The sequence below is a fragment of the Bradyrhizobium sp. F1.4.3 genome, assembly GCF_040548375.1.
In the GTDB taxonomy this organism is placed as follows: Bacteria; Pseudomonadota; Alphaproteobacteria; order Rhizobiales; family Xanthobacteraceae; genus Bradyrhizobium.
Genome location: NZ_JBEPRN010000002.1, coordinates 955265 through 975481 on the forward strand (window position 1 = coordinate 955265; position 20217 = coordinate 975481).

20 protein-coding genes and 3 pseudogenes are annotated in these 20217 nt (G+C 61.7%); 12 read left to right on the forward strand and 11 right to left on the reverse strand.

The features are described from left to right. Positions 1-42 precede the first annotated feature (42 nt). Together ABIB73_RS11930 and ABIB73_RS11935 are read left to right on the forward strand one after the other, a co-directional pair. Positions 43-2442 carry a sensor histidine kinase gene (locus tag ABIB73_RS11930; protein WP_354224180.1) on the forward strand — a complete coding sequence of 800 codons (2400 nt, stop codon included), beginning with the start codon at positions 43-45 and terminating at the stop codon, positions 2440-2442. Continuing rightward, entirely contained in the window at positions 2439-4457 is a 2019-nt protein-coding gene (locus ABIB73_RS11935) for a hypothetical protein (protein ID WP_354224182.1), read from the forward strand. Before ABIB73_RS11930 ends, ABIB73_RS11935 begins: the two co-directional genes overlap by 4 nt. Positions 4458-4521: 64 nt before the next feature. On the opposite strand, the gene ABIB73_RS11940 is transcribed toward ABIB73_RS11935, so the two are convergent. The 3 genes from ABIB73_RS11940 to ABIB73_RS11950 form a co-directional block, all read right to left on the reverse strand. Next, positions 4522-4962: a hypothetical protein gene (locus ABIB73_RS11940; RefSeq protein WP_354224184.1), complete on the reverse strand. Its 441-nt coding sequence runs from the start codon at positions 4960-4962 to the stop codon at positions 4522-4524. A gap of 241 nt (positions 4963-5203) precedes the next feature. After that, a complete protein-coding gene (locus ABIB73_RS11945; protein ID WP_354224186.1) occupies positions 5204-5632 on the reverse strand; it encodes a DinB/UmuC family translesion DNA polymerase in 429 nt (142 codons plus the stop codon). A gap of 46 nt (positions 5633-5678) precedes the next feature. After that, entirely contained in the window at positions 5679-6074 is a 396-nt protein-coding gene (locus tag ABIB73_RS11950; protein WP_354224188.1) for a hypothetical protein, read from the reverse strand. A gap of 144 nt (positions 6075-6218) precedes the next feature. Here ABIB73_RS11950 and ku point away from each other — a divergent pair, with 144 nt between their 5' ends. The 3 genes and pseudogenes from ku (at position 6219) to ABIB73_RS11965 (ending at position 8176) form a co-directional block, all read left to right on the forward strand. After that, complete coding sequence (ku, locus tag ABIB73_RS11955; RefSeq protein ID WP_354224190.1) at positions 6219-7148, forward strand: non-homologous end joining protein Ku; 930 nt, start codon at positions 6219-6221, stop codon at positions 7146-7148. Positions 7149-7212: 64 nt separating this feature from the next. Beyond that, positions 7213-7715, forward strand: a pseudogene (locus tag ABIB73_RS11960) (NUDIX hydrolase). After that, complete coding sequence (locus ABIB73_RS11965) at positions 7712-8176, forward strand: metallophosphoesterase family protein (RefSeq protein ID WP_354224192.1); 465 nt, start codon at positions 7712-7714, stop codon at positions 8174-8176. The pseudogene ABIB73_RS11960 and the gene ABIB73_RS11965 overlap by 4 nt, the downstream one beginning before the upstream one ends. Before the next feature lie 82 nt (positions 8177-8258). Here ABIB73_RS11965 and ligD (ABIB73_RS11970) read toward each other — a convergent pair whose 3' ends face one another. Beyond that, a complete protein-coding gene (gene ligD / locus ABIB73_RS11970; protein WP_354224194.1) occupies positions 8259-9206 on the reverse strand; it encodes a non-homologous end-joining DNA ligase in 948 nt (315 codons plus the stop codon). Between the two features lie 607 nt (positions 9207-9813). Here ligD (ABIB73_RS11970) and ABIB73_RS37585 point away from each other — a divergent pair. Further along, positions 9814-9963, forward strand: a complete 150-nt coding sequence (locus tag ABIB73_RS37585) for a hypothetical protein (protein ID WP_502918415.1) — start codon at positions 9814-9816, stop codon at positions 9961-9963. Between the two features lie 49 nt (positions 9964-10012). Here the strand turns inward: ABIB73_RS37585 and ABIB73_RS11980 are convergent, their stop codons facing one another. Beyond that, a complete protein-coding gene (locus ABIB73_RS11980; RefSeq protein WP_354224196.1) occupies positions 10013-10171 on the reverse strand; it encodes a hypothetical protein in 159 nt (52 codons plus the stop codon). Beyond that, positions 10171-11091: a non-homologous end-joining DNA ligase gene (gene ligD / locus ABIB73_RS11985; protein ID WP_354224198.1), complete on the reverse strand. Its 921-nt coding sequence runs from the start codon at positions 11089-11091 to the stop codon at positions 10171-10173. Before ligD (ABIB73_RS11985) ends, ABIB73_RS11980 begins: the two co-directional genes overlap by 1 nt. 108 nt (positions 11092-11199) lie before the next feature. Between ligD (ABIB73_RS11985) and ABIB73_RS11990 the strand changes: the two genes are divergently transcribed. Then, positions 11200-11385, forward strand: a complete 186-nt coding sequence (locus tag ABIB73_RS11990) for a DUF3606 domain-containing protein (RefSeq protein ID WP_354224200.1) — start codon at positions 11200-11202, stop codon at positions 11383-11385. A gap of 135 nt (positions 11386-11520) precedes the next feature. On the opposite strand, the gene ABIB73_RS11995 is transcribed toward ABIB73_RS11990, so the two are convergent. Beyond that, the gene (locus tag ABIB73_RS11995; RefSeq protein ID WP_354224202.1) at positions 11521-11787 is read right to left on the reverse strand and encodes a hypothetical protein; all 267 of its coding nucleotides are present in this window, start codon (positions 11785-11787) and stop codon (positions 11521-11523) included. A gap of 55 nt (positions 11788-11842) precedes the next feature. Next, positions 11843-12160 carry a hypothetical protein gene (locus ABIB73_RS12000; protein WP_354224204.1) on the reverse strand — a complete coding sequence of 106 codons (318 nt, stop codon included), beginning with the start codon at positions 12158-12160 and terminating at the stop codon, positions 11843-11845. 132 nt (positions 12161-12292) lie between these two features. Here ABIB73_RS12000 and ABIB73_RS12005 point away from each other — a divergent pair, with 132 nt between their 5' ends. From ABIB73_RS12005 to ABIB73_RS12015, 3 genes and pseudogenes are all read left to right on the forward strand, one after another. Beyond that, positions 12293-12814: a thermonuclease family protein gene (locus tag ABIB73_RS12005; protein WP_354224206.1), complete on the forward strand. Its 522-nt coding sequence runs from the start codon at positions 12293-12295 to the stop codon at positions 12812-12814. Then, positions 12801-13130 (forward strand): hypothetical protein, encoded by a 330-nt coding sequence (locus ABIB73_RS12010; protein WP_354224208.1) that lies wholly within the window; start codon positions 12801-12803, stop codon positions 13128-13130. Before ABIB73_RS12005 ends, ABIB73_RS12010 begins: the two co-directional genes overlap by 14 nt. A 500-nt stretch (positions 13131-13630) precedes the next feature. Then, a pseudogene (locus ABIB73_RS12015) lies at positions 13631-14284 on the forward strand (ArdC family protein); the annotation flags it as partial. 82 nt (positions 14285-14366) lie between these two features. Here ABIB73_RS12015 and ABIB73_RS12020 read toward each other — a convergent pair. The 3 genes from ABIB73_RS12020 to ABIB73_RS12030 are packed head-to-tail and all read right to left on the reverse strand — an operon-like array spanning position 14367 to position 17505. Beyond that, positions 14367-15359 carry a tyrosine-type recombinase/integrase gene (locus tag ABIB73_RS12020; RefSeq protein WP_354224209.1) on the reverse strand — a complete coding sequence of 331 codons (993 nt, stop codon included), beginning with the start codon at positions 15357-15359 and terminating at the stop codon, positions 14367-14369. Then, positions 15356-16297, reverse strand: a complete 942-nt coding sequence (locus ABIB73_RS12025; RefSeq protein WP_062314858.1) for a tyrosine-type recombinase/integrase — start codon at positions 16295-16297, stop codon at positions 15356-15358. Before ABIB73_RS12025 ends, ABIB73_RS12020 begins: the two co-directional genes overlap by 4 nt. Then, a complete protein-coding gene (locus ABIB73_RS12030) occupies positions 16294-17505 on the reverse strand; it encodes a tyrosine-type recombinase/integrase (protein WP_354111401.1) in 1212 nt (403 codons plus the stop codon). Before ABIB73_RS12030 ends, ABIB73_RS12025 begins: the two co-directional genes overlap by 4 nt. Positions 17506-17649: 144 nt before the next feature. Here ABIB73_RS12030 and ABIB73_RS12035 point away from each other — a divergent pair. Continuing rightward, positions 17650-17958, forward strand: a pseudogene (locus ABIB73_RS12035) (zincin-like metallopeptidase domain-containing protein); the annotation flags it as partial. Between the two features lie 107 nt (positions 17959-18065). Continuing rightward, a complete protein-coding gene (locus ABIB73_RS12040; RefSeq protein ID WP_354224211.1) occupies positions 18066-20183 on the forward strand; it encodes a ParB/RepB/Spo0J family partition protein in 2118 nt (705 codons plus the stop codon). The last annotated feature ends 34 nt before the right edge of the window (positions 20184-20217 follow it).

Below are 20217 nucleotides of genomic sequence, written 5' to 3' on the forward strand. Positions count from 1 at the left end.
AAGACGGCGCAATTCGCGCCGGACCGTTCTGAGGGGGATTTTTTGAATTTTCGCGTCAATGCCCGTGCCGTCCTCGAATTGGGATCCGAACTGATCAGTTCGGACATCATCGCATTCTATGAACTCATAAAGAATGCTTTCGATGCCGGCTCGAAGAGCGGTGCGGACATTCGTTTCCGCATCGCGATGCGCAGAAACGCCTATTTGCGCTTGCGTGGCGACGCCTTGAATTCCTTGAGCACCAAGGCATCGAAGGCGGAGCGAGCGGAGCAGCTTTCCGATCTGGTCTTGAGGACAACAGGGAAGATCGACCCTGCGGTAGGCGAAGAGACGGTTTCCAAGTTCGCGGCCGCCATCGAAGGCGCCACCGACTTGGAAGACTTCCTGGTGCGCCTCGACGCGTGTTACGACGAACACAACACCATAGAAGTCTCCGATGCCGGAAGCGGCATGTCGATTCCCGAGATCACCAATAATTTCCTCACGCTGGGGACACCCGCCCGAAAACGCGAGGTGGAGCAGATATTGAGGCAGGGCGGATCGAAGACGCCTCTAGGAGAAAAGGGGATCGGCCGCCTGTCCGCCATGAGGCTCGCACATCTGCTGAGAATGGAGACCGCACGCGCGGAGGATCCGCACTGGAATCTGCTCGAGATCGATTGGCGCGCTTTCGATGATCTCGACTTGATGATCGAGGACATTAAGATCGTCCCGCGCAAGGGATCGCGCAAGGCCAACGAAAGGGCACATGGAACGAGATTGGTGCTGGGCGGCCTGCTCGAGGACTGGACGGAAAAGCGCGTCCGGCAATTCGCCGACTACGAATTCGCGAGGCTGGCCGATCCATTTCTCGACCCAAAGTCGAGACCGCGTATCGGACTGTTTTGGAACGACGAGCGCATCGCCATTCCTTGGCTCGATCCGGCGCTGATCGAGAACGCACATGCCAGCCTCGTCGGAACCTACACGGTCAAGGCGGGGGAGCCCAAGCTCGATCTTCGCATGGTCGCGACTAAACTCGGCAATTTCGAGCATCCGCGCGAGACGGATGCGCTCGTTCTCACGAGGCCGGATTTGGAAGGTCTCCTGGCCGGCAGCGACAACCAACTGCCTGAGACCGCGCTGACCACCGTCGGCGATTTCGATTTCGAGATCTACTGGTTCAATCGGCGCTACCTGGCGCGTATCGACTCGATCGGAAATCAGGCCGCCGTCAGGTCCCTCGTCAAGAAGTGGTCCAGCATCATGTTGTTCCGGGACGGCTTCCGGGTCTTTCCATACGGCGAAGCGGAAGACGATTGGCTGGGCCTCGACGCCGTCGCCCTTGGTCGCACCGGCTACGTACTGAATAAGAATCAATTCATCGGCCACGTCAGAATCTCGCGCGCCGGAAACCCAATGCTTGTCGACCAGACTAATCGCGAAGGCCTGCGCGAGACGCCTGAATCGAAGGTGTTCGAAGAAGTCCTGCATGATGCGGTAGCCGAGCGGTTGTGGAGCTTCTTCAAGGACGTCGACCTGCGCTATCGCAAGCGAACGGAACATCTGGCCGACATCGGCAAGGAGATCGGTGGACTAGAGAGCCGCGCCAAGGCGGCGTTGGGCAAGCTGCGCAAGCACGTTCCCCGCAACGAGATGGAGACGTTCACCGACCTCGAGCACGCTCTCCGCGAGTTCCACGAACTCTCGACGAATGCCCAGAAGCGCATTGAGGAGATCGAGGCGGACAGTAGACAGATGGTGCAGATGGCGGGCGTAGGACTGCTCGTCGAGATGGTCGCGCATGAACTCGCGCGATCCACCGAGAGCGCCCTCGCTTCTTTGGAGGGCTTGCGCGGCAAGGACATTCCACAAGAAGTGAAGGCGCGGCTCGACACATTGCGCGCCGAAATCAAGAGCATTTCGAAACGACTGCGCGTCCTCGACGAAGCGAGCGTGCCCGGCCGGCAACGCTCGGAGACTTTTGATCTCGTTCGCCTGGTCGAGGACCTCAAGGACGGTCACTCAGCACAGTTCGCTCGGCACCATGTCAACATGGACATCAAGGCGCCCAAGGGGCCGCTGAAGGTCAAACTGGTCAAGGGAATGGTGGTTCAGATCCTCGAGAATCTGCTCGCGAATTCCATCTACTGGATGAAGATTCGCGCCGATCGCGAGGCCTCCTACCGCCCCGCGATTACCGTCCGCATCGAAGCCGACCCTCTCACCATCCGTTTCTCAGACAATGGCCGCGGAATCGCACCGGATCACCGCGAGCGCGTCTTCCGCGCATATTGGTCGCTCAAGGAAAAATCGAAGCGTCGCGGCCTCGGATTGTTCATCGCGGCCTCGAATGCCGAGGATCTGAAGGGAAAACTGATGCTGTCGGAGAAAGCCGACCGGCAGACCGGTCGGCTCCACGAATTCATTCTCGAACTCCCTGACTCCGCGGTCGTGCGATGATAAAAGATGTCCTGGAAAGCGCCGGCTTCAAATCCGCGCTGATCGTCGACGACGCCTTCGATTCCGTCCCCGTGGCGGCGGATCTCTCCATGGAGCCGGACGCCTGGAGCATCTTCATCGCAGACGTAAATTCCGAACTTGAAATCGTCGAGAAAGCGTTTCCCGCATACAAGTCGATGGATGCTGTCGCGCTCCGTGAATCCGACGAATTTGTCCAGGCAATGTACGGGCTGAAGGGCGAATTGCGCGAAGACCTGTGGAAGACCCTGTTCGGAGGCTATGAACGCGATCGAACCTCGGACCTCGATTTCCTGGGTAAGCTGCAGGCGAGGCTTTCCGCGGCCGGCCTGGACGTGCGAACGGTGGGACGCGCCGGCGCCGACGACGCCAAAGTTTGCAGGATCATTTTCGCGGATCTCTTTCTCGGTGCCTCCCAGCAGGACTTCGACGTCGAGAAGTCGATCGAGCGGTTGCGCAGTCTGATCGCAGGACGTGAAAGCAACCCTCCAGCCGTCGTCCTGATGTCCCGAAGCACCCGGCTGAAGGACAAAAAGGAGAGATTTCGAGACGACGCGAAAATGGTCGGTGCCCTGTTTCGGGTCTACCAGAAGCAGGACCTGATCGCGGGCTCCACCGTCGAGACTGTTCTCGAACGTCTCGCGACGCACCACGCGGATGCCGTCCGCGTCGCCGCGTTCCTTGCCGCTTGGGAGAAGGGCCTGACGGGCGCCGGCAGTGAATTCATGAGGCTGATAAGGCGGCTGGACCTGTCGGACTACAGCAAAATCCGAGATCTGCTGCTCGACGCCGAGGGGCAGCCGCTGGGAAGCTACATGCTCGACGTCTTCGATCGGGTGCTTCAGCACGAGATTGAGGGCCACAAGCCGACGATCGCAGCGGCTCAAGCGCTCAACGGCATCGATCCGAACAAGTATCCAGCCCCCTACATCGAGGGCTCGTCAGATCTTCAGAATCTGGTCGTTCGGATGCTGTGGCAGAATCCTGAGCGGCTAAAGGTGACGGCAAACACCGCCGGAATGCCAGTAAGCTTCGGAGACGTGCTCGTGCGTCGGTCAAGACTCGACACGCCGTCGGCCAATGCGCCCGCGGACCAACCCGATGTCCTCGTAGTCCTCACGCCTGCGTGCGACCTCGTCCGCAGTCCGGAAAAGCGGCGCGTTCTACTGGTCGGAGGAGCGCTCAAGATGCTGGACCACAGGAGTTGGACCTACAAGTCGAAGGGGGCGACCACGCCCATCGTCCAACTCGAGCACCAGCCGCGCATGTCGATACAATGGGAGCTCGACGACCAACGCATGCTCAATCGAGCCGAACTCACGGCGCTGCTGGCGCCCGGTAGCAGCTACGCGACGATGCTGCGCCTGAGGGAAAGCAATGCGCTCGAACTGCAACAGCAGATGCTCGCCGAAATGGGCCGGGTCGGACTCGTAAGCAAAATGCCGTTCACCTTTCCGGTTGAGATAAGTCTCTATACGACCGATCTTGCCGGCAACGTCCAACAGCTCGATCTTCCGGCGACGACCGCGGACGGCGGGGTCTGCATAACCGGTCGGGACAAGGAGAGCGATCTCACGTGGCTTGTTCTCACCGAACGATCCGTGGACGAGATCTTGAGCGCCATACCGAAGATCAAGCCCGAGGACGTCAGTGAACGATCGAGGGAGACCCTGAAGCGTTTGGTCGCGTCGTCGTCCTTCCGGTCGCATCTGCAGCGCGGATTGAAGGCGCCGGCGGCGACGGCGAAGGGAGGGCTCTCGCCGTTGAAGGTACCCGGCGCGGCCAAGGACGCGGATGGGAAGCCCATCGAGGAGATCGTCGGCTTGATAGCGCGAAATCCGGCAGAGTTGAAAACGCTTGCAGGAAACGAGCTGAAGAATGCCGGAATATTGCTCGTCATCAGGGATCAGCAGCCGGAAGCAATCATAGCTGCGACCGCGGAGCATGCAGCCGCGGTGGGACCCGCGGTCGAGGCGGCCCCAAAACCCGCGGTATAGAGGTCATTTCGCGGCGACCAGTGTTCGCCTCTCCGATTGAGGCTCCCACTTCCGCCGGGGAATCCTAGCACGTGAGCTTACGCAATGCCGGAGCCAACAGATAGATCGCGCCGGCGATCGATAAGGCAAACGCGACCCAGAGCACTCTAACGAAAGCACCCAAGGTGGAGAGTTGGCTGGGTCCGCCCGATGCCGGCCTAATGGTGACGGCGTATTGTCGGTCGAACGCGTTAATACGATCGACGTATAGATTGAACGCTGTTCGAAAGCGGTTCGTAATGTAGATCGAATGGGCGCAGATTACCGCGGCAAAGACAAAAACGCCTAACGCAATCAGAGTATCGCTCTTGGCGGAATAGGCGAAGAACCACAACGCTCCGATAAGAGCCGAATAGAGCGTGGGGAGCTTGTATATCAGGTCATTCATGCGCCCGAAGTGAGCATAGTGCTGCTTGTAGATCTCGACCGCGGGAATTTCGTCGGCCGGCGGAGTGGCTTCGGTCATGATCTTTGTCCTCTATGGCGTCACCCTAACACGCAGGCTGCGAAGATAGCCGAGGCCAATGCATCGGCTCAAGCGGAAGGCCTAGGCCTGTTCATACGCATTTTCCTGCACCGTCCTCGATATCTTTGGATCCGGCTCGCGAAGCTTTTCGCTGCGGCGGATGGGCGACCTGACCGGCGACGTCGATATTTGTCGAAGCCGATCCCGTCCTGGCCGGCTGGCGTTCATAGAAAGCCCTCAGTCAAATCGGGAACCCTAGTTGCGACTCTGCCCGGTCGTCACTCTGCAGCGCCGACAAGGACACGCCCAGAAGCCTGACCGGCTTGGGGACCGGCATCTCGTTCTGCAGCAGAGCGACTGATAGGCGTTTCAGGTGGCTGTGGCTCGAAACGGCGACGGGTACGGATCTGCTGCGCGTGATGGTCTCGAAGTCGTTGAACTTCACCTTCAGCGTCACCGTGCGACCCCGGTTGCCGTCGCTCCACATCCGCTCGTTCCAGCTTTCGCAAAGAAGTCTGTCGGCCTGCTGGATCATAGCCTCACCTTTGGCCCGCATCTCGGCCGATTGGGCGGCCAGGATGTTGGCCATTGCCCGCGCCTTGCCGAGCTCCTTCGCCAGAGCCTTGCGATCGCCGCCCGACAGAGGCGTGGGGTGATACTTCGAGGCCATCCGGACATCCAGGCGCAAAGAGATCGGATCGGCAATCCAGAGCGGGCTACGGCGTCTCGAACGCAGGCCAGCACCCGTCTTCTTCATGCCTGCCGGTGCGTTGCTGGCAGGTGTTGTCGAGCAGCCGCTGCGCGACGTCCTTCCAGACCGCGTTGCCGCCATATAGTCGGACTGCATCGACGGTCTGGATTTCCACGGTCCGTTCGCAGCGGCGGCAGGAGACGCGCAGCACGTGACGCTGAAGCTCCGACAGACGTCGCTGCCGCATCTGGGCCCCGGTCGCGCCGGCGCGAGGGTCTTTGAGGACCGATTCCCAATATTCGGCCGGGAGCGGCGCATCCGGACCCGCAGCGGAGGGTCTCGCCCCGCGGGCGGCTTCAGCGGCCAGCTTTTCCATCTGCTTTGGGGTCGGCATGCGCCAGCTCGCGGGTCGATCGGTCATTTTCGAAGTAGAACATAAAGAGAACAAAAGTCGAGTCCGCTCCGGCCCGCGTCAAGAAAAATCATCCGGGGGGAAGGGACGCGATGTCGGAACCAAGCTGGGTGGATCGTCTTGAATCCGGCATCAGTATCGGAGTTCCCCGCCATGGCCCCGCGCGCTAACTGGAAAGGCTTCCTGCGTCTTTCCCTCGTCACCTGTCCGGTCGCGCTCTATCCGGCCACGTCGGAATCCGAAAAGGTCTCATTCAACCAGCTCAACCGGAAGACCGGCCATCGCATCAAATACGCCAAGGTCGACGCAGATACCGGCGAGGAGGTCGACAACGAGGACATCGTCAAGGGTTACAAGGTCGACACCGACACCTTCATCGAGGTGACGAAGGAGGAGCTCGAGAACGTCGCGCTGGAGTCGACGCGGACCATCGAGATCGACGAGTTCGTTGACCGTAGCGAGATCGATCCGAGATATCTCATCCGTCCTTATTATCTGCGCCCCGACGGCAAAGTTGGGCACGATGCCTTCGCCGTCATCCGCGAAACCATCCGTGAGATGAACAAGGTCGCGATTGGTCGGGTGGTGCTGACCAATCGCGAACACATCATGGCGCTCGAGCCGCTCGACAAGGGGCTGATGGGGACGCTGCTGCGTTATCCCTACGAAGTCCGTTCCGCGGATGAGTATTTCGACGACATCCAGGACGTCAAAGTCACCAAGGACATGCTCGATCTCGCCAGGCATATCGTCAATCAGAAGGCGGGCCATTTCGAGCCGGACAAGTTCGAAGATCAGTACGAAACCGCTCTCATCGAGCTCATCAACCAGAAGCGCGCCGGCAAACCCATCACCGCGAAAGCGCGACCCCGCGGCGAGAACGTGGTCGATCTGATGGACGCACTGCGCAAGAGCATCGGAAGAGACACGTCGGCAGCGACAGAGGCGCCGAAGAAGCCGGCCAAGAAGGCGCGCAAGGCGGCGGCCGGGCAGAAGGAAATGCTGATGCCGATCGCCGGCAAGAAACCGGCCAAGGAGGCTACGAAGAAGCCAGCGGCCAGACCGCAGCGGAAGTCAGCCTAGCGTGTCGTTAAGCATCCAGTGACGCCAGACGGCTGTTGCTTCGTCGTCCGCGGCAGGGAGCGATATGGCTGAGCTGAAAAAAACTTCCCGGAGATCAATGTTGAGTGCGGGCATTCTCGCCTACCGCAAGGGCGCTCGCGGGCTCGAGGTTCTGCTCGTTCATCCCGGCGGTCCGTTCTGGCGCAAGAAGGATGATGGCGCTTGGTCCATTCCCAAGTGCGAAATCGATGCCGCGGATGCTCCGGAGCACGTCGCCCGGCGCGAATTTGCTGAGGAACTCGGCCCGAGTGCTTCGATTGGTCCACTCCGGACGCTGGGGAGATTCGACAGCGAGGAGGCAAGCGCGTTATCGCATTCGCCGGCGAGGGCCATTTTGAACCGGCGGCGCTGACCAGCAACACCTTCGATATCGAATGGCCGCCCCGAAGCGGTCGACGGCAGAGCTTTCCTGAAGTCGACCGCGCGGAATGGTTTGATATCGAGTTCGCACGGACCAAGATGCTGTCTGCTCAGGTAGAACTTCTCGATCGTCTTTTGGCGATCGCGGCGGAGAGCGACGGGAAATGACGTTCAGGATCGGAATCATTTCGGACACGCACGGCCGCTTGAGGCCCCAGGCGGAACGAGGCCTGACGGGTGTCAATCACATCATCCATGCCGGCGACATAGGGCGCCCCGAGATCGTCGACGCGCTTCGCCGGATCGCGCCCGTCACGGCCGTCCGCGGAAACGTGGACAGCGGCGAGTGGGCCCACCAATATCCCGACACGAAACTCGTGCGCCTGGCGGGAAAGTCGATCTACGTTCTGCATGACCTGAACACGCTGCAGACCGATCTTGGCGCCGGCATCGACGTCATCGTCTCCGGGCATACCCACGTGCCGAAGATCGACACGGTCGGTGGCGTTCTCTACCTGAATCCCGGCAGCGCGGGACCGCGGCGCTTCAAGCTGCCGATCACGCTAGCGACGCTCGAAGTCACGCGTGAGGGCATGCGACCGGAAATCCACGACCTTGGAGGTGACTGAGCGGACCACCGCGGAGCGAAATCACAGCGGTAGGCGAATGCGTTAATTCGTTCCGTTTGCCGGTTAGGCCCGTAGGGAAGCGCTATTTGCGCGGACGTTCTCGCTCGCGCACGACATCCTTCGCCTGCTTGTCGGATCTGAGCCCGAGGTAGACGGGCTGGCGCAGCTCGCCCTTGCTCGTCCACTCGGCGAATTTGACCTCGGCCACCAGCGAGGGCCTGACCCAGGTCGTGTTGGCCTCGTCCTTCACCTTGGCAGGAAAGGGTGATTTGGCGGCCTTTAGCTTCACGAGCTTGGCATGGAGGTCTTCCAGGACCTTGTGGCTGAAACCAGTGCCGACATGTCCGATATAACGCCACGCGTTGCCTTCCCGCACGGCGAGGACGAGGGCGCCAAAGAACGGCCTGCTGCGCCTGGGCGCCGTGAAGCCGGCGATTACAACTTCCTGCCGCTTTGCCGTCTTGATCTTCAACCAATCCGCCGTCCGGCTTCCGGATGCATACGCGCTGTCGGCGCGCTTCGCCATGATGCCTTCAAGACCCTTCCGCTCGGCCTCGGCGAAGAATTTCGTGCCGTTCCCTTTACGGTGAGCGCTAAAGGCGATCAGCCTGTCGCGCGGCAGGATCGCCTTCAGCCGCTTCTTGCGCTCGAGGAGAGGCTGGTTGCGCAAGTCCATTGCATTCTCAAACATGAGATCGAAGACGCAATACTTGAGCTTCGCTTCATGGCGCAGTGCGTTTTGGAGCAGCTGGAAATGTGAGACGCCGTCCTTTCCGATCGCGACGAGCTCGCCATCGATCACGGCGTCGCCCTTCACGCCCTCCAGCGCTTTGGCGACCTCGATATAGCCGCGGCTGATGATCTTGCCGTTGCGGCTGTAGAGTGCAACCTTGCCCTGCCGGATTTCCGCGATCATTCGGAATCCGTCGTACTTGTCCTCGAAAACCCAGCCGGGGTCGTCGAACGGCGCGTCGGTGAGCGTAGCGAGCATCGGCTGCAGGCGCTTGGGCAGGGTCGACGTCCGGCTCATTCGAGGCCAATCCTTAAGAGCGCGTTGCGAAATGCATGGACGTCCTTCAAGGATTAGGGAACGCTTCGAGGCCTTGTCGTGTTCCGCCGGCGCCGTGGCGTGCGCGACGTTGACGATCGATCGGGGAAGGGCGGATCAAACCGATGGCCAGAAAACTGAAGACCTACCAGACTTCGCTGGGCTTCTTCGATCTGGCGATCGCCGCTCCTTCGATGAAGGCGGCGCTGCAGGCGTGGGGCACTGACAGCAACCTCTTCCATCAGGGCGCGGCGAAGGAGTGCGACGATCCGGACGTCATCGCTGCGACCATGGCAAAGCCCGGCGTCGTTCTCAGGCGTCCGGTTGGAACCGACCGACCTTTCAGCGAACATGCCGAGCTGCCCACCGATCTTGGCGGTGGCGGACCAAAGACGCCGCCCGCAAGTCGCATGGCCCAAAGGCGAAGAAACCTTCCTCTCGCCCCGTCGACAAGGCTGCAGAACGAAAGGCCGCTCTCGCCTTCGAACGGGAACAGAAGCGCCGCGAGCTTGGACAGGCGAAGGGAGAGGCGGCCAGGCAGAAGGAGCGTGAACGCCGTCAGCAGGCGGTCGACAAGGCGCAGGCTGCATTGGACAAGGCCGAGCAGGAGCACGCGAAGCGGGCCGCCGCCATCCAGGCCGAGATCGAGGCTCTCGAGAAGAGAGCGCAGACCGAAGAAGCCCGCTGGGACAAGGAGAAGGCGCGATTGGAAGCCGCGCTGCGGCGCGCGCGGGGTTAGTTTCTGTGGCGGCACTCACGAGCGAAGGACAGCGGTCCCCTTCAAGCATTCATCGTTGGGGGTCTGGTACGCGTGCTGCGGCCTGGTTCACGGCGGCGCGGTCCCGCCGGTCCTCAGGAGCGAGCTCAATGAATAGCTCTGCCGGAATCGTCTGTTGGCTTTCCAGGGGCTTGTTGGCCCATTGCCAGAAGCGATCGAATGCATCCATCACAGATCCTCCCGCAGGCCCCGGAAGAACGGATGCCGTACCTTTCCCTCGGCTGACTTCGCGCGATACTCGATCTCGGCGAGCAGCTTTGGTTCAACCCAGATGCCCTTATGTGCGATCCGCTTCGTATACGGCTGTGTCTTCCGGATCAGGGGCTTCAATTTCTTCTGCAGATCAGCGGCGGACGTCTTGTCAAAGCCGTGGTCGACCTTGCCCGCATAGATCAGATCGTCGCCCTTGAGGCGGCCGACATAGATGCCGTCCCATTTTCCCTCGTCGAGCGAGAAGCCGGCGATGGTCAGCGTCTCGCGCTGGACGCAGGTTTTCTTTACCCAGTCGCTGGTACGGCCCTTCGGATAGGGACCGTCTCGCACCTTCGAGATGACACCTTCCAGGCCGAGTTTGCAGGCGTGCGCGAACATCTCGCGTCCCTCGATCTCGAAACTTTCGCTGAACTGGACATCAGTGCCGATCAGGATCTTCTTGAGTTCGGCTTTGCGCTGAATGAGCGGCAGCTTCCGGAGGTCGCGGCCGTTCAGATAGAGCAGATCGAACGCCACCAGCACGATCTTGGTCGACTTGCCCTTGAGCTCGTTTTGCAGCACCGAGAAATCGGTCGTGCCGTCGGCGGCGGGAACGACAATCTCGCCGTCGATGACGGCCGATCTCGCCTTGATCTGCCAGGCATCATGGGCGACCTTCTTGAAGCGATGCGTCCAGTCGTGTCCGCGCCGGGTGAAAATCTTCGCCGCCTCGTTGGCCAAGTGGACCTGGACCCGGTAGCCGTCGAACTTGATTTCGTGAATCCACCGCCTGCCGGACGGCACCCTCTCGATCGAGGTCGCCAAGGCCGGTTCGATGAAGCCGGGCAACGGCGCCTTCACGCCGATTGCCGCGGGGCTCTTACGCTGAGACGCCACTCAAGCACTCCACGCAACAGCTGATTCAAACTGACACAGTTCGAATCGTTCCGGAACCCGTGAATCCCTTGCTGCGTTGCTTTGTTATCAGTCCGACAGGAGGAGCCGATGGCGGCAGCGAAGAAGAAGACGGCGCGCGGGCGCAAGCAGGACCGGGCCCGCGTGGCCGGCGGGCAAAAGTATGAGGTGCGATACGAGTCCAAGAAGACCGGGCGGTCGGCGTCAGCAGTCAAGAAAGCAGTCAAGAAGGTCGGCAACAGCCGGAAGCGGGTCGAGAAGCGCCTCACGCGCTAGGTCTTTGCTCGCGCCGATTGACCGACGCGCTGCCTGGAGCGTTTTCGCGCGAAGTGGGTACCGGTTCGCGTAAAGAAAACGCGTCAAAACAGGATTCTAGAGCCCCGTTCCGATTCCATCGGAACGGAAAGGGCTCTAGACCTCGGGCGGGCATTCGGGGCAGGTATCGCCGATCGAGTCCAGGACCTCGGTGATAGCGGCGGCGGCCGCCTCGGACGAAAGGCCCGGCGGCGGATCCTGGCGGGCGATTTCGAATGCCCGCTCACGGGCGTGCGGATCAGCGCGGTCCTGCACCCAGCCGTGGTACCCACACTCGCGGATCGCGCCTGCCTCCTGCAGCACGGCTGTCGCCCATCCCCGTACCGTGCGGAGCGCCGTCCGCCTCTCCTTGGACATCAGCATCAAGATCGCTCCTCCGCGGGGACGAATCCTTGCAGCCCTCGATTCGTTCCGGCTGCTAACACAGAGCAGGGATTCCAAATCGTCGGGGCAGGTGCTTGTCTACGTGTTCCGCCGTCCTGTGCAAAATCAGCCACGCAGCAATCTTGTCTTCCTTGTTCGCGTCGCGCATGACGACTTTCAGCGCCTCGTCCGGCAAAGCGCGCTGCAGCGCCTTTGCCTCATCCCAAGGGGGCGCGCTGGGACGAAATTTACGCGCTTTTGCCGGCTGAGCGGCCTGCCATTCAACGCGACCGGCCAAGATACAAAGAATGACGGCGTTTGGAAGGTTCATGAATTCGCTTGGCAGATGGACGTAATTCTGTTCTGGGCTCATTTCGAGGGCCACTGGCTGGCAGCACGGAGTTTCATGATCCCGAGCGGCCGGAGCACCCGCCGGCGCTGCAACATTCGATAACTGGCCGAAATCCAGTCCGCATGGTTTGCGGTAGCTACAAGGTCACTGGAAATGCGTCGAACCGCTGTCGCATTGATTCTCGCCATTCTGTCGAGCGCGGCGCTGGCCGATCAGTTTGTCGGACAGGCCAGCGTGATCGACGGCGACACGCTGGACATGCATGGCGTGCGCATCCGGCTTTGGGGCATCGATGCACCGGAGAGCAGCCAGCTGTGCCGCGGCGAAGACAGCTTGCAATATCGGTGCGGTGCGCAGGCCGCAAACGACCTTGACGCCTTCATTGCCCGCCGTCCTGTCAATTGTGTTCCAGTCAGCCTCGACCCGTATGGCCGCACGGTTGCGACCTGCTCGGTCGCAGGTAGGGATCTCGGTGAATGGCTTGTACGCAACGGCCTTGCGTTGGATTGGCCCCAATACTCGAAGGGCAGGTATCGCGAAGCCCAGCGCGAGGCTGAGCGCACCGGCCAGGGACTCTGGAAGGGCAGCTACGTGGAGCCGTGGCTCTATCGTGCATGCATCCGCGCCAGTGGAAAGCCGTCCGCCTGTTCGGATGATGCAAATGCCCATCCTTGAGGCGATGCCAGCAAGGCGCCAATCCACAACTGCGTTGGCCAAATCGCCGTACTTGGGCAGGTGGTTCTGGCGCGGTTTGGGCGACTCACGCTACCCATCATTCTCGACCACCTCACTGCACGATGGGAATGAAATGGTTGCTACCGCCCGTGAATTGCCGGCCTCTGGTTACGCGCTTGAAGTCGACGGCCGGCTCAAAGCCGAATTTACAACCAGAGACGGCGCCAGGGCAGGTGGCGAAGAGCTAAAGAGGCGTTTTCCCATGCTTCAGATCAGGATCTATGACGCGCAGACGCATGCGCGCGAGGACATCTAGGTCCTCCGACTCAAGCCTTGGCGGAGTTCTTCCGCTTGCGCGCGTGCGGCTTTCGCCGCATCGGGCTCTCGTTGAACCGAGCCGCTTTGCGTCTCGGCCGTGCGGCGTCGATCCCTCGCGCAGTGGATGCGGAGCTCCTCGCCGGGGGCACTCGGAAAAGGGGCTCGCCTGCGGCGATCGCTATCACTGCCCCGTTCCCGGGTGCCGCTATTGAACCGGTCTCGTCGCTGCACTCGGACCCGCGTGCCCCTTCGGGTCGCTATGCTCACGCTCTCCGGGTGCCATTTTCCGTTGAGGCGATGCGCCCCTGGCGCACGCCTGGTCGGGCCTCCGGCCCTAGGTAGCTCAACGCAATTCCATGAACACCCGACGGAAGGCGGGCTGCGTCGCAGATTGCGCATTCTCTCAGGTAGAGGCGAGAGTCAGAGTGTCGCTCGGTTTTGCCGTGACGGGTTACAGGCTGCGAGAGAGGCTCGCGGCGCCCGTCGCGGAGATCCGCGATGTCCAGACATCATCCTCGGGCGCGCACCGGTGAGGACCGGGCAAACCTTTATGACGACGTCACCAACAAGATCATCGCCGAACTGGGGGCTGGCCGCGTGCCGTGGGTGCAGCCTTGGGGTACCGCGGCGGCGCAGGCGTCTTTGGCCATGCCGAAAAGCGCCGCGTCCGGCCGCCAATACACCGGCATAAACATTTTAATTCTCTGGGGGGCCGCCACGGAACGCGGATTCACCGGTCAGAGCTGGCTTACATTCCGCCAAGCGCTATCGCTGGGTGGCCACGTCCGCAAGGGTGAGCGCGGCACGACCGTCGTTTACGCCGACCGCTTTGTGCCGGTCGACGAAAAGCGCCGCGTACACGAGACCGGCGAGGAGGCACAAGCTGTTCCATTTTTGAAGCGCTTCACCGTTTTCAATCTCGATCAATGCGACGGGCTGGCTTCGGACATCGTAACCGCTGCGCCACCACCGCCACCCGGCATGATTGAGCCGACGGTCGATGCTCTGATCAAGGCGACCGGAATCGACTTCCGCATAGGTGGCAATCGCGCCTTTTATGTGCCGACGGAAGATTATGTGCAGGTGCCCCCACCGCAAGCCTATTTCGAACCGATCAATTGGCATCGAACGGCCTTGCACGAGCTGGCGCATAATGCCGCGATCCAGATTATGCCGCATGGCCTCTGTTGGAGGCTGGATATCCCGGTGTTGGCCATGCGGCTGTTCGGCATAATCAGAGCCCTTCAAGGAACGCGAGCAGTTTGTCGTCCGGCCGGAACCGACCCGGCGGCGCGGGTGGTGCGGCGACGAGAGCGAGCGCCTTTTCCTTCATCCGCATATCGGCGTGGATGTAGATCTGGGTGGTCTCGACGTTCTCGTGACCAAGCCAGAGCGCGATCACCGCAGGATCGACGCCATGATGGAGCAGGTCCATCGCCGTGCTGTGGCGCAGCGTATGCGGTGTGACCCGCTTGGTGCCGATGCTCGGGCACGCGCGCGACGCCGTGAGGCAGTGCTTGCGGACCAGATGCTCAAGAGCGTCACGGCTCAGCCGTTCGCCCCGGATCGACGGGAACAGCGGCTTGCTCTGATCTTTGTCGTTGCCGATCCACGTCGCCAGCAGCTTGGCTGTCTCGCGGCGAAGTGGGGTGGCGCGCTCCTTGCGACCCTTGCCCATGCAACGGATGTGAGCGCCGGTTCCAAGCGCGACATCGCCCCGGGTGAGGCCGACCAGTTCGGAAGCTCGCAGGCCTGTCTGGACCGCGAGCAACAGCAGAGCATGATCGCGCCGGCCCGCCCATGTGGTGCGATCCGGAGCCGCCAGCAACGCCGCCATCTCTTCGGCATCGAGGAACGTAACTGCACGCTTCACATAGCGCTTGTTGGGCATGGCTAGGATACGCTGGCAGTGCAGTAGCCAGGTCGGATCGGTCATCGCGACGAAGCGGAAGAACGATCGGATCGCCGCGAGCCGGGTGTTGCGGCTGCGAGCGCTATTGCCCCGCGTGGTCTCGGTATGGGCGAGGAAGTCCGCGACCAGATCGGCGTCGATATCTTCGACCGTCAGGTTGACTGGCAGCTTGTTGCGGCGAGTGCTCGCGTACCTGAGCAGCAGCCGGAACGTATCGCGATAGCCAGCGACCGTATGTCGGCTCGCCTCCAGTTGCGTGCAAAGCCGCTCGGTGAAGAAGCGCTGGATCAGCGCAGGTAAGGCGATGGTGCTCATTGTGCCATCTCCCCGCCGCTCGCGGTGGCGCGGCCCATCGCTAGATCGAGCAGTTCCGGGACCGCCTCCAGATACCAATATGTTCCAGAGGGGTTGCTATGACCCAGATAGGTCGTCAGCCGGATCATCTCGCGCGCCGGGTCCTTGCCAGTCCGGTACCAGTTGATCATCGTACGCACGGCGAAGGTGTGGCGCAGGTCGTGGATGCGCGGTCCCCGGCCATGCCGCTGGTACTGCTGCTCGGATCGCAATCCGATCTGCTGGCATGCTTGCGCAAAGTTGTAGCGGGCCCCACAGTCGGTGAGCCGGGTCGCCTTGTCAGTTACGAACATCGGCTTCGCCGGATGACCGATCAACCGGTCGCGTTTGACGCGATAGTCTAGCAGTCGCTCGACGGCGCTGGGGTCGAGCGGCAGCAGCCGCTCCTTACCGTTCTTACCCTGTCGGACGCGTAACACACCATTATCGGCATCGAGGTCGTCTCCATCGAGCGCGAGCGCCTCGCTGACGCGCAGGCCCGTGATCGCGATGAGTGCGAACAGCGTCGAGCAGGTCAGCCCGCGCAATCCGCAAATCGACGGAAGTGCCATTGCGGCCGCGATGATCGAAGCGACTTCCGCATCGCTGTAGATATACGGTCGGGAGCGCATCACGGTATTCGGCAACAATCCCCGGGGCGGGGCTTCATGCGCCAGATCGAAGCTACTTAGCCACTGCGCGAAGAGGCGCACGACGGTAAGCCGCGCCGCTCGCGTCCTGCCGTTGGCCTCGTCGAGCGTCGCATGCCAGCGCAGGAACAGCGCCGTGTCGATATGCGTCGCACGCTCGCGGTCGGCAAACCGCGTGAAGCGGCGGAGGATGCGCTCGCTGGTGCTCAGGTCGTAGCCGAGGCTGCGCCGCACGGCCAGATAGCGATCGAGTTGGGAGGTGAGGCTCATTGCGCGCCTCCCACTACGGGCCAGGGCATTGCTATCGACCGCAGCCCATCTATGTCGAGACGGGCATATATCATGGTCGATGTGCGTGAGCGATGCCGCAGCACGTCGCCCACCTCGTCGAGCGATGCACCCGAGTTCACCAACTGGACCGCAAGGCTATGACGCAGCAGGTGCGATCCCACATAGGGCGTCACCGGTTTCTGGCCGGTCGCCTTCAGGGCATCCTTTAGGACGGCGTTGACGATTTGGCTGTCATTGAACGGGCGGTGTGGCGCGCGATGGGTAACGAACATCATGCGGCAGGACGTGGGGCCGCGCTCCTCGCGCAGATAGCGGCTCAGCGCATCGCCAACCTCCGAGCTGATCGGTACGCGATCGTGGAGTTTGCCCTTGCCACGAACCAAGAGTTCGCCCGCGCGCCAGTCGACGTCGTCCAACCGGATCGCGATGACCTCGGCAGCACGCAAGCCAAGCCGGGCCATGATGAGCAGCATCGCATAGTCCCGAGCCCCGTGCCGCGGGTTGTCGCGCACGCAGGCGAGCACCGCCTCAACGCCCTCGGGCACCAGATGGCGCGGCAGTCGTGCTCCCCAGCGTTTCGCCGTTCTAGGCAGACTCAGCGCTAGATTGGTCGCTGTCGCGCCGCTGCCGAACAGATATTGCAGGAAGATACGAACATGCGTCGCTACCGTCTTGTCGCGCCGCGCACTTGCCATTACGTGCTCAAGGAAGCTGATCACGTCGGCGGGCCGCAACCGCCCCGGATCAACCATCGCATCGCCAAAGCGATGATCGAGGAACCGGTTGGCGAACCGCAGCGTGTGATAGATCGTCCGCGGGCTAAGGCCGCGATGCTTGACCAAATAGGTCTCGAAGTCCGCCAGTAGGGCCGCACGCGCTTGCTGCGCCTCGCTCAACGGCACTGGATGCGTCACGCCGATATCGAGGAGATGCTGCGCGAACCGGCGGGCCAACCTATACGGCCATATCGTGCCGGTTTTCTTACGCGGCACCTTGCGTCCCAGATGCTCGGCCATATCAAGCGTCAACGCTGAAGGACCGATGCCCTGGACATCCATCGCGTGACCCACCTTCCGTAGGATCGATAGGTAGGTCTTGACCGTTCCGGCGCTGTAATTCTCCGCCGCAAAACTCGCTGCGAACGAGCCAAGATGCGGCTCGATGCAGGTCTGCAAATATTGAGACATGATCTTCGTGCTCCTTGTTGTTGGAGCGACGAAGATTATGCCGAATGGGATTGGCGCGATCATGCCGCCAACCGGGCCCAGCCGAGCAGATGCGGCATAATCTGGATCGCGGCATTATGCACGTTATGCCGATATCGGCATAAGGCGCATGCCAGCGGCCATCCATCACGTCTCAACCGCGACTTGTCGGGCAGCTTTGGTACCAGGAAGTATGCCTTTGAGGAGTTGGTTGCGGAAATCGCGTCTGCGTTCGGTTGCGCGTCACTCGGTATCGTGCCGACGGTGCGGAACGCCGACTATATCGGCTCCTGGCTGGAGGTGCTGCGAGAGGATAATCGTGCAATTATCCGGGCCGCATCCCAGGCCAGCAAGGTCGCGGACTATCTCCTAGGATTCTTACCCGAACCCGCTGTCGACACAATGGCGGAGGGAGCGGAGCAGGAAGCGGCGTGAGGTTCTCCTCCGTCACCGCGAGCACAAGAGTAAGAGGGCAGGGGCGTTTCCGCGACGGGTTGGAGGTCGAGAGAGAGGCTCCCGACCGCCCGTCGTGGAGAATCGATATGACGAAGGCTGTCCAAAAGATCACGCTGTCCCCCTCACGTGACATTCCGTTCAACAGGCTGGTGCTGAGCCAGTCCAACGTCCGGCATGTGAAGGCGGGCATTTCCATCGAGCAACTCGCCGAAAGCATCGCGCAGCGTACGCTCCTGCAGAGTCTCAACGTGCGGGCGGTGGTGGACGCCGAAGGCAATGAGACCGGCATGTTCGAGGTGCCGGCCGGCGGCAGGCGTTATCGGGCGCTGGAGCTTCTCGTCAAGCAGAAGCGGATGGCAAAGACCCAGGCCGTTCCTTGTGTCGTGCGCGAGGGGGGCATCGCTGAAGATGATTCTCTTGCAGAGAATGACGAGCGGGTAGGGCTTCATCCGCTCGATCAGTTTCGAGCCTTCCGGACCTTGAGTGGCGCCGGCATGTCCGAGGAGGATATCGCTGCTCGGCACTTCGTATCCCCGGCGGTCGTGAAGCAACGGTTGCGATTGGCGTCGGTGTCGCCAAAGCTCCACGACGTCTATGCCGAAGACGGCATGACTCTCGAGCAACTCACGGCCTTCTCTGTAACAGCCGACCACGCAAGGCAGGAGCAGGTCTGGGAGAACGTCAGCCGATCCGGCTATGATGAGCCCTATCAGATCCGGCGAATGCTGACGGAAAATACCGTGCGCGCGTCCGATCGCCGCGTCCAGTTCATTGGGCTCAATGCTTACGAGCAGGCTGGCGGCGGCGTTTTGCGGGATCTGTTCGAGCACGATGATGGCGGCTGGCTGCAGGACGTTGCTTTGCTTGATCGTCTCGTGACAGAAAAGCTCAAGGCCGAGGCCGAGACGATCGCTGCGCAGGGCTGGAAGTGGATTTCGCTCGCCGTCGAATTCCCCTACGGCCACACGGAGGGCCTGCGCGAAATCGAGGGCAAGCCTGTCGATCTTTCCCCGGAGGATCAGGCCACCATCGACGCACTCAACGCGGAGCAAGCCAGGCTTGAATCCGATTATCAGGATGCCGACGAGTTGCCCGATGAGGTCGATCAGCGTCTCGGCGAAATTGAGGCGGCACTGGTCGCGTTCGAGGACCGCTTGATGATTTACAATCCGGCCGAGATCGCCCGCGCTGGCGTCTTCGTCAGCATCGATTCCGAAGGGCGCCTCTCGGTCGACCGGGGTTACGTCCGGCCGGAGGACGTTTTTTCGGCGGCCGAGCCCGATGTCGGGCAGGGCGGCGATACACAGTCGATCGAGGGGAAGGCCGCTGCCACTTCCATCCAGCGCACGGTCATCGCGGTCGCAGGTGGCGGGGCTGATGCCGAAGAAGACGATGAGGACGCGACGAAACCTCTGCCGGATCGGCTGATCACCGAGTTGACAGCGCATCGCACACTGGCATTGCGGGATGCGCTGGCAGAAAATCCCGCGGTCGCGTTCCAGGCGGTGCTGCATAACTTCGTGCTGACGGCCTTTTACCGGTCCGCATCATCCGGGAGCTGCCTTGAGATCGGACTTCGTACGCCGACCTTTCCGGCTCAAGCGCCCGGCTTGAGGGAAAGCGTGCCCGCGAAGGCCGTTGAGGCGCGGCATGAGTCCTGGAAAGCACGGTTGCCGAAGGGCGAGAACGATCTCTGGAATGCGCTCACAGCCCTCGACGGCACTGCACAGGCATCCCTGTTCGCTCACTGTGCGTCATTTGCGATCAACGCCCTCTACGAGCCGGCCAACCGCTACAATCAGGGCCGCGTCTCCGCCCACGGCGTCCGCACCCGACTCGACCAGGCGGGTGTGCTGGCACGTGCCGTCGGCCTCGACATGGTTCAAGCGGGGTGGAAGCCCTCCGTCGACAACTATTTCGGCCGGGTCACCAAGCCTCGCATCCTGGAGGCGGTGCGGGAAGCCAAGGGCGAGTCTTCCGCGCAGCTGATCGACCACCTCAAGAAGGCCGACATGGCCAAGGAGGCCGAGCGTCTTCTCGATGGTTCGGGCTGGTTGCCGGAGCCGCTGCGTCTGGTCGATCCCAATGCGGCGCCAGGGGAGCAGGAGAGTGAAGCGGGCCCGCTGCCCGAATTCCTCGGCGAGGACGAGGATCAGGACAACGCGAACGACGATGATCCGCAACAGCTCGACGCGGCTGAGTGACGTCTAGAACGGGATGGCTCCTGCCGTACCGCAG

Excerpts from the sequence above, each read along its gene's own strand:
- ABIB73_RS11950 (WP_354224188.1), bottom strand. The coding sequence starts at position 6,074 with ATGACCGATCGACCCGCGAGCTGGCGCATGCCGACCCCAAAGCAGATG.
- ABIB73_RS12020 (WP_354224209.1), bottom strand. The coding sequence starts at position 15,359 with ATGAGCACCATCGCCTTACCTGCGCTGATCCAGCGCTTCTTCACCGAG.
- ABIB73_RS11990 (WP_354224200.1), top strand. The coding sequence starts at position 11,200 with ATGGCGGCAGCGAAGAAGAAGACGGCGCGCGGGCGCAAGCAGGACCGG.
- ABIB73_RS11980 (WP_354224196.1), bottom strand. The coding sequence starts at position 10,171 with ATGGATGCATTCGATCGCTTCTGGCAATGGGCCAACAAGCCCCTGGAA.
- ABIB73_RS12010 (WP_354224208.1), top strand. The coding sequence starts at position 12,801 with ATGCCCATCCTTGAGGCGATGCCAGCAAGGCGCCAATCCACAACTGCG.
- ABIB73_RS12030 (WP_354111401.1), bottom strand. The coding sequence starts at position 17,505 with ATGTCTCAATATTTGCAGACCTGCATCGAGCCGCATCTTGGCTCGTTC.
- ku (WP_354224190.1), top strand. The coding sequence starts at position 6,219 with ATGGCCCCGCGCGCTAACTGGAAAGGCTTCCTGCGTCTTTCCCTCGTC.
- ABIB73_RS11945 (WP_354224186.1), bottom strand. The coding sequence starts at position 5,632 with ATGGCCTCGAAGTATCACCCCACGCCTCTGTCGGGCGGCGATCGCAAG.
- ABIB73_RS12005 (WP_354224206.1), top strand. The coding sequence starts at position 12,293 with ATGCGTCGAACCGCTGTCGCATTGATTCTCGCCATTCTGTCGAGCGCG.
- ABIB73_RS12000 (WP_354224204.1), bottom strand. The coding sequence starts at position 12,160 with ATGAGCCCAGAACAGAATTACGTCCATCTGCCAAGCGAATTCATGAAC.
- ABIB73_RS11965 (WP_354224192.1), top strand. The coding sequence starts at position 7,712 with ATGACGTTCAGGATCGGAATCATTTCGGACACGCACGGCCGCTTGAGG.
- ligD (WP_354224194.1), bottom strand. The coding sequence starts at position 9,206 with ATGAGCCGGACGTCGACCCTGCCCAAGCGCCTGCAGCCGATGCTCGCT.
- ABIB73_RS12025 (WP_062314858.1), bottom strand. The coding sequence starts at position 16,297 with ATGAGCCTCACCTCCCAACTCGATCGCTATCTGGCCGTGCGGCGCAGC.
- ABIB73_RS11935 (WP_354224182.1), top strand. The coding sequence starts at position 2,439 with ATGATAAAAGATGTCCTGGAAAGCGCCGGCTTCAAATCCGCGCTGATC.
- ABIB73_RS11995 (WP_354224202.1), bottom strand. The coding sequence starts at position 11,787 with ATGCTGATGTCCAAGGAGAGGCGGACGGCGCTCCGCACGGTACGGGGA.
- ABIB73_RS11940 (WP_354224184.1), bottom strand. The coding sequence starts at position 4,962 with ATGACCGAAGCCACTCCGCCGGCCGACGAAATTCCCGCGGTCGAGATC.
- ABIB73_RS12040 (WP_354224211.1), top strand. The coding sequence starts at position 18,066 with ATGACGAAGGCTGTCCAAAAGATCACGCTGTCCCCCTCACGTGACATT.